Origin of the sequence: Caballeronia sp. (assembly GCF_049581465.1) — a bacterium.
Lineage (GTDB): Bacteria > Pseudomonadota > Gammaproteobacteria > Burkholderiales > Burkholderiaceae > Caballeronia.
Genome location: NZ_JBAUSA010001022.1, coordinates 1 through 5,822 on the forward strand (window position 1 = coordinate 1; position 5,822 = coordinate 5,822).

Consider the following 5,822-nt stretch of genomic DNA (forward strand, 5'->3'; position numbering starts at 1 on the left):
CCACCGATGATCGCTGCCGCAAAAATAAGGGCTGTCAGGACGAGCCCTAATGCTTTTCGTAGAAACATGATCCCACTCTGGTGTTGATGATCTGTGATTGATCTTTACTTGTAGACGGACAGTCCGAGCACGGAACAGATGCAAACCAGCATGCTCGCGCGGAACAAGGAAGGGTGCCAGACGTACCGGTAAAGTCCTGTGCGTGCAAGCACCCGGTCGACGATCCACGCGAGCAGGGCGCCCACGGCGAACAGCAAAAGGATCGTTGGAATGTAGGCATCTGGAACAGCAAGATCACGTGGCATGGCGTGCTCCCCTTCGTTGGGTGGGTGTACCGCTCGCGATAGCTGCCAGCGGTGACTGCGGATCGAGGAGGGCGCTTCGTACGAAGTGCAGTTGACTGAGAATGCGTCGGACTCCGTCGTATTCGACGGGCGAGGAACTGTCCCTGTCAACGAGCCTGGCTACGTCGTCGATTGCTCGATCGGTCAGGCGCCGCGCCGCAGCCGCGCGGGCTTCAGTGGGCCGGTTAAAAAGGCGGGCTATCGCGTCCAGTCCTCTCGCCACGGATTCATGGCATTCAGCGCGCGCCGGGTCGCGGCCCGCAGGTTTAAGCAGGTGGATCTCGTGGCGTATGTCGATTACCGCATGGCCGACCTCGAGCACCGCAAATAGCCATTGCAGGTTTTCATGTTGAAGATCGTCCTGCCCGGCGGAAAGCGCGCTGATCTGGGAGAACAGGTCGCGGGCACCGCTTTCGAAGCGGTTACTGAGATTGTTGATTCGTCGCGAGCACGCGATGACTACCTGGCCGCGCAATTCTGTCAGGAGCAGCCGTCGAAGCCAGGGTGCCTCCGTCGGGAGGACGACTGCGAAGGCGACGGCGACAGCGATCATCCCGAGAACAATAGCGATGGCGTTGTTGATGAAGGCGGTGGGGTCATACTGAATGACGTTGTCAGGACCGGCAAGAAAGCAGAAAAAAATGCAGTACCCGATTCCGATGCCGGCAGTTTGCTTGCGCGTACTGAGGTACACGCCAAACATCAGGAACGGAGTCAGCGCAGCGCCGAGCAAAACGAATCCGTCAAGGTTTGGGTACAACACAAACGTGACGAAGGATCCGGCAACTGCGGCGATTCCCGTGCCAATCGCCATCTGGATCGCCATGCGTGCCGGGGATGCGGAGGCCGCAGCGAGCGCACAGACGGTTGCAGCAATCAGGACCATCGTGGCGCCGCTTGGCCACGCGCTTGCGAGCCAGAATACCGCTACGACGAGCGTGACCAGGGTCGCACGAAGGCCCGCCGCCACGGCGGCGAGTAAGCTGGTTTTGGGAACGTAGCGTTCAGCCCACCGTTCCCGCTCGTGAGAGGGCGCGGCTAGCGAGGCGTAAGTCTGCGCGTAGTCGTGGAGGTCATCGACGAATCGGTAAAGGAGTTCCGCCGCGGTGTCGAACTCGAGGAGCGTCGAGCGCGTAGCGGACTTGAACTCGGCCCGTGTCACCCCGATACGCGCCGGCAGTGCATTCTTGAAGGCCGCGAGGTGCCCCGCTGCGTGGGAGGCGTCTGCCGCGTTCTGCACAGGCCGGCCTGCCTTTTTGAGCAATGGGGCGATCTCATGGAAATAGGGCTCGAGGGCATCGACGGTGGTCTGCGCCGCGTTCAGCCGCAAGCGATTCATTAACTGATGTAGTGCGTGAAAACGCGTTGATACCGTCATGAACTCACTGTTCAACCGCGCCAGCCGCCCGCTTCTCATTCGGGTATCCGGCTGTTCGAACACCGCCACGCTCCGGGCCGCCTCGAAGCCGACAATATCCGCGACGAACCCTGCGTTCATTGTTTCGATCTGGGCGCGATCTACCCCGCCGGCCAAGGCGAGTCCTACGTAGTCCACAAAATTTTTAAACCGAAGGCGCACCGTAGATCGAATCTGTTCGCCGGCGTACTGCGGGAGCACGAGCGCGCTGATCGCGCCTGAGCACACAATGCCCAGCGTCACTTCGGCTGTACGGGTCATGGCCGACAGGAAAGCCCCGTCGGGCTGTTGAGCTGCGGGAATACCGATCAGGGCCGCCGTGTACCCGGCGAGAACGAAACCATAGGATTTGAAATGGCGGTTGCGCGCGGCGCCCGCCGTGCAGATGCCAACCCAGATCGCCGTCGCCGAAAGAAACAGGATGCGCTGCTGGGAGAACAGCGCAACCAGTGCAAGCATGACGACGAGTCCTACGATCGTCCCGCAAAGCCGGTAGAAGCTCTTCGCGATAACCATGCCGCTTTGCGGCAGCATGACAACGAAAACGGTGGTCATCGCGGTGCGCGGCTGGGGCAGTTGCAGCCGCATGGCGATAAGCAGCGACAGTAGTGCGGCGAGCACCGTCTTGAACACGTAGATCCAGGTGAGCCCGTCGGTGCGCGCCCAGTCTGCAATAGCGGTCCGCAGCGACGCTTTCGTCTGCAGGGAGGAGGAAGGCATAGGTGCGCGCCTTACCGGGTTTCGAACCAATGAAGCGACTGTAGCTGCTCGACTGGACCGACGTGCTGCGAGGGACTAAGCGTGCGATCGGCGGGACCATTCGATGGGTCGTCGAGGCCGCCGCCCAGTGCGGTGACCAGCGACGCGTGTACAACGAGTTGTTCGGCCTGTACTCTCGCCAACTGTTGCTTCGCATGAAGTAACTGCGTCTGCGCCACGAGGACGTTGACGTAGTCCGTCAGCCCGCGTCTGAAGCTCTGCTTAGCAAGGTCGTAGGTCTTCTGCGCGATGACCACGGACCGCTGTGCATCGTCTTGCTGGGTTTGAAGCGACCGGGTGCGCACGACTTCGTCCGACACGTCCTTGAGGGCCCCGACGATGGTCTGGTTATAGCCCTCTACCGCTTCGTCATATCCAGCCGATGCGGCACCTAGTTGAGCCCGAAGTCGCCCACCGTCAAGAATAGGCAATGACAGTGCCGGCCCCCCGGTCCAGCTACCGCTTTGTGATTTGAGAAACTGGAATAGCGGGCCCATCGCGGCGTAACCGCCTATTGACGCGAGCAGATTGATGTCGGGATAGAAGTCGGCCTTCGCGACATCTATTCCACGCGCCTGTGCCGCTACTGTCCAGCGTGCGGCAACTACATCCGGACGATGCCCGATGAGGTCGGCTGGCAGCACCGAAGGAAGGCCGGCAGGCGCAGTGAGGGCGAGCGACGGACGCGTGATTGAGTCGCCCGCGCCAGGACCTTTGCCTGCCAGAGCGGCTAACTGGTTTTTCGCGAGGGCAATCGATTCCTCGATCGTGTCGATTTCGCGTTCGTATTCGGGAAGCGGCGTTTCAGCCTGGCTTACTTCGAGCTGCGTGCCAATTCCGCCCGCGAGCCGCTGTTGCGCAAGCGACAGGATCTGACGCTGCTGCGTGAGCGCCGACTCCGAGATATCGAGCAGTACGTAATCTCGTGACATGCCGATGTAAGTGCGCACGACATTCGCCTCGACCTCAAGACGGGCGGCGCGGGCGTCTGCCGCGCTCGCGTGAGCGACGTCGAGCGCGCTTTCGGCAGCATGCTTGTCCCGGCCCCATAGGTCGAGGTGGTACGAAAGGGCGATCGTGCCCGTGTTGTTCCACGTGGTCTGGTTTGCAAGCGGACCGGGACCGTAGAAGACGTTGTCGGGCCAATGCTCCCGCGTAATCGACATGTCGCCATTGACCTGAGGGGAGAGAGCTGCGCGAGCAACGCTTGCTATGGAAAGAGCGGCGCGCACGCGCGCTTGCGCAACCGCCAGAGTGGGGCTGCCTGACTGCGCGGCTTCGACCCATGCGTCCAGTTGCGGGTCTGCGTAGGCTTTCCACCAGTCCGTGGCGGGCCACGCTGCGTCCGCGTTAGCCGAACGGATCGCCGCACCGGCATCTAGCTTTGACGCGTCATCCAGCTCGCTTTGAGGGGCGACTTTGCCTGTGCTTGCACAGCCTGCGATCGTCACGAGGATGGCGAGAGTCGCAACATAGACGACTCTCTGTGACGTTGACGCTCGCACGGGTTTCCCTCCTACGTGAATAGTTGCAATGCGGCGAATTATATGGACGTCGATAACGGGGACCAATCGCCGTTTACACAAAGTATCTTTACAATATCCCGCACAATGCGGCTAATTCGGCGTGCAACAATTGCGCAAAAGCGAAACAGCAATCAACGTTGGACGACGATATGGATACGCTCCAGAACATGCGCCTTTTCTTGCGCGTCGCGGAGGCGGGCAGTTTCACTGCGGCGGCTCACCAGATGGGAACGACCATCGCTCATGCGTCTCGCGCCGTAAGCGATCTCGAATCTCACCTGCAAACGCGCCTGTTGCAACGGACGACACGTCGTGTCGCGTTGACAGAGGCCGGCAGTCGCTATGTGGAGCGCTGCGAGCAGATACTTGCGTACGTGGATGAGGCGGAGGCCGAAGCGGGCGACACGCACTCGCATCCTGCGGGAAAGCTGAAAATGCACGCAATGAGCAGCTTCGGGAAACATTATGTTGTCCCGATGATTTCGCGATATCGCGAGCGTTATCCGCAGGTAAGTGTCGAGCTGACCCTGGCGCAGCGCATGCCGGATCTGGTCGATGAAGGATATGACGTCGCGCTTGTCCAGGCACCCGCTGATCTGCCTGATTCCAGCCTGAGTTCCCAGTGGCTGGGTAGCGCCTGCAGTATCGCGTGTGCTTCTCCAGCCTATATTGCCGAACACGGGTCGCCGCAAAACCTGTCGGATCTGGCTAGCCATACCTGCCTGCGCCTGATTGCACCGGGTGCGACGATTAACGAATGGGCATTCGACGGTCCTGACGGACACAAGGTGGTCAAGCTCGGAGCGTCAGGCTTCACGGTGAATGTTGCCGAAGCAATGGCCGTAGCCATCCGCGAGGGGATGGGTATCGGGGTGCTGCCCACTTCATCGGCTTTGCCTCACCTGCGTGCGGGAACATTACTCCGATTGTTTCCGGACTATACGATGCAGGAATTGCAGATTTATGCGGTTTATCCGTCGAGGCAGTACCTGGACGCGAAAATCAGGACGTGGGTAGAGTTCGCGCGGATGGAATTGCCTGGCACGCTCGCCGCCGACGCGTCGTCCCTGATGGGATTTTCCGTACCGCGTCGGCCGGGAGCGTAGGGTTCGGTCCCGGTCGTACCCTCAATGTTTGGAAGAGAGGTCGCATTGATCGCGGGTAGCGCACGTCGTGGAGCGCATACGTCCCGTTGCGCTTCGCGTGTCGGGAACGCCGCCATATGACACGTCCGTACTAGACTGAGCAGACGCATCGGCGTTCTCGGCCATCCTTGCGCGCGCGGACGGCTGCGCGCCCTGCTGCGTCTCCTGCGCGGTCGCGATACTTGTCGAGCCAAGCATCATGGCGCCGACTGCCGCTAAAACGTAAGCTGATTTCATTTGCCAACTCCTTGCTTGAAGTCCGGTTGCCCGAGTCCTTTTCCCGGCAAGTTGAAATTCGAACGTTGTCGTCGCACATACCGCATCAAGGCCGAGCGGTCGTGCTCCAGAGACGCGTCGCGCACCGTGCGAACCCGGCATTTTCCCGAGGATGACTGCGCCGCGTCAAATTCTGTTATAGGTCGCCCGGATTGAATTGAAAGGGCATCGCCATAAAGTCACGCCGGCGATGTCTCGCCAGCCCCTAGAAGGTCCTGCAGCGCCTGCATCGTAATCGGCTTGACGATGCATCCATCGAAGTCCGACATGCAAGCACTTCCCAACAGGTCAGCATGCCCCGTCAGCGCGATAATCCGGGCTTTTTGAGCGAGCCCGTCGATGCGGATCTGGCGGC

Annotated in this window: 5 protein-coding genes; 1 reads left to right on the plus strand and 4 read right to left on the minus strand. The window is 60.6% G+C overall.

Annotated features, from left to right (window positions below; genetic code table 11):
• Nucleotides 1-104: 104 nt before the first annotated feature.
• From WCA53_RS24955 to WCA53_RS24965, 3 genes are read right to left on the minus strand one after another with little or no spacing between them, the layout of a single operon-like run.
• The gene (locus tag WCA53_RS24955) at nt 105-305 is read right to left on the minus strand and encodes a DUF1656 domain-containing protein (RefSeq protein ID WP_423916719.1); all 201 of its coding nucleotides are present in this window, start codon (nt 303-305) and stop codon (nt 105-107) included.
• Nucleotides 295-2,481 carry an FUSC family protein gene (locus WCA53_RS24960; RefSeq protein WP_423916721.1) on the minus strand — a complete coding sequence of 729 codons (2,187 nt, stop codon included), beginning with the start codon at nt 2,479-2,481 and terminating at the stop codon, nt 295-297. The genes WCA53_RS24955 and WCA53_RS24960 overlap by 11 nt, the downstream gene beginning before the upstream one ends.
• Before the next feature lie 11 nt (nt 2,482-2,492).
• On the minus strand, nt 2,493-4,025 hold the full coding sequence (locus tag WCA53_RS24965) for an efflux transporter outer membrane subunit (protein WP_423916723.1): 1,533 nt from the start codon (nt 4,023-4,025) through the stop codon (nt 2,493-2,495).
• A 170-nt stretch (nt 4,026-4,195) separates the two neighbouring features.
• On the opposite strand from WCA53_RS24965, the gene WCA53_RS24970 reads away from it, so the two are divergent.
• Nucleotides 4,196-5,152, plus strand: coding sequence for a LysR family transcriptional regulator (locus tag WCA53_RS24970; RefSeq protein WP_423916725.1), 957 nt, complete (start codon nt 4,196-4,198; stop codon nt 5,150-5,152).
• Nucleotides 5,153-5,173: 21 nt separating this feature from the next.
• Here the strand turns inward: WCA53_RS24970 and WCA53_RS24975 are convergent, their stop codons facing one another.
• Nucleotides 5,174-5,428, minus strand: a complete 255-nt coding sequence (locus WCA53_RS24975; RefSeq protein ID WP_423916728.1) for a hypothetical protein — start codon at nt 5,426-5,428, stop codon at nt 5,174-5,176.
• Nucleotides 5,429-5,822 lie beyond the last annotated feature (394 nt).

Bases quoted from the DNA above. Each gene is read 5' to 3' on its own strand.
- WCA53_RS24955 (WP_423916719.1), bottom strand. From the start codon at position 305: ATGCCACGTGATCTTGCTGTTCCAGATGCCTACATTCCAACGATCCTT.
- WCA53_RS24960 (WP_423916721.1), bottom strand. From the start codon at position 2,481: ATGCCTTCCTCCTCCCTGCAGACGAAAGCGTCGCTGCGGACCGCTATT.
- WCA53_RS24970 (WP_423916725.1), top strand. From the start codon at position 4,196: ATGGATACGCTCCAGAACATGCGCCTTTTCTTGCGCGTCGCGGAGGCG.
- WCA53_RS24975 (WP_423916728.1), bottom strand. From the start codon at position 5,428: ATGAAATCAGCTTACGTTTTAGCGGCAGTCGGCGCCATGATGCTTGGC.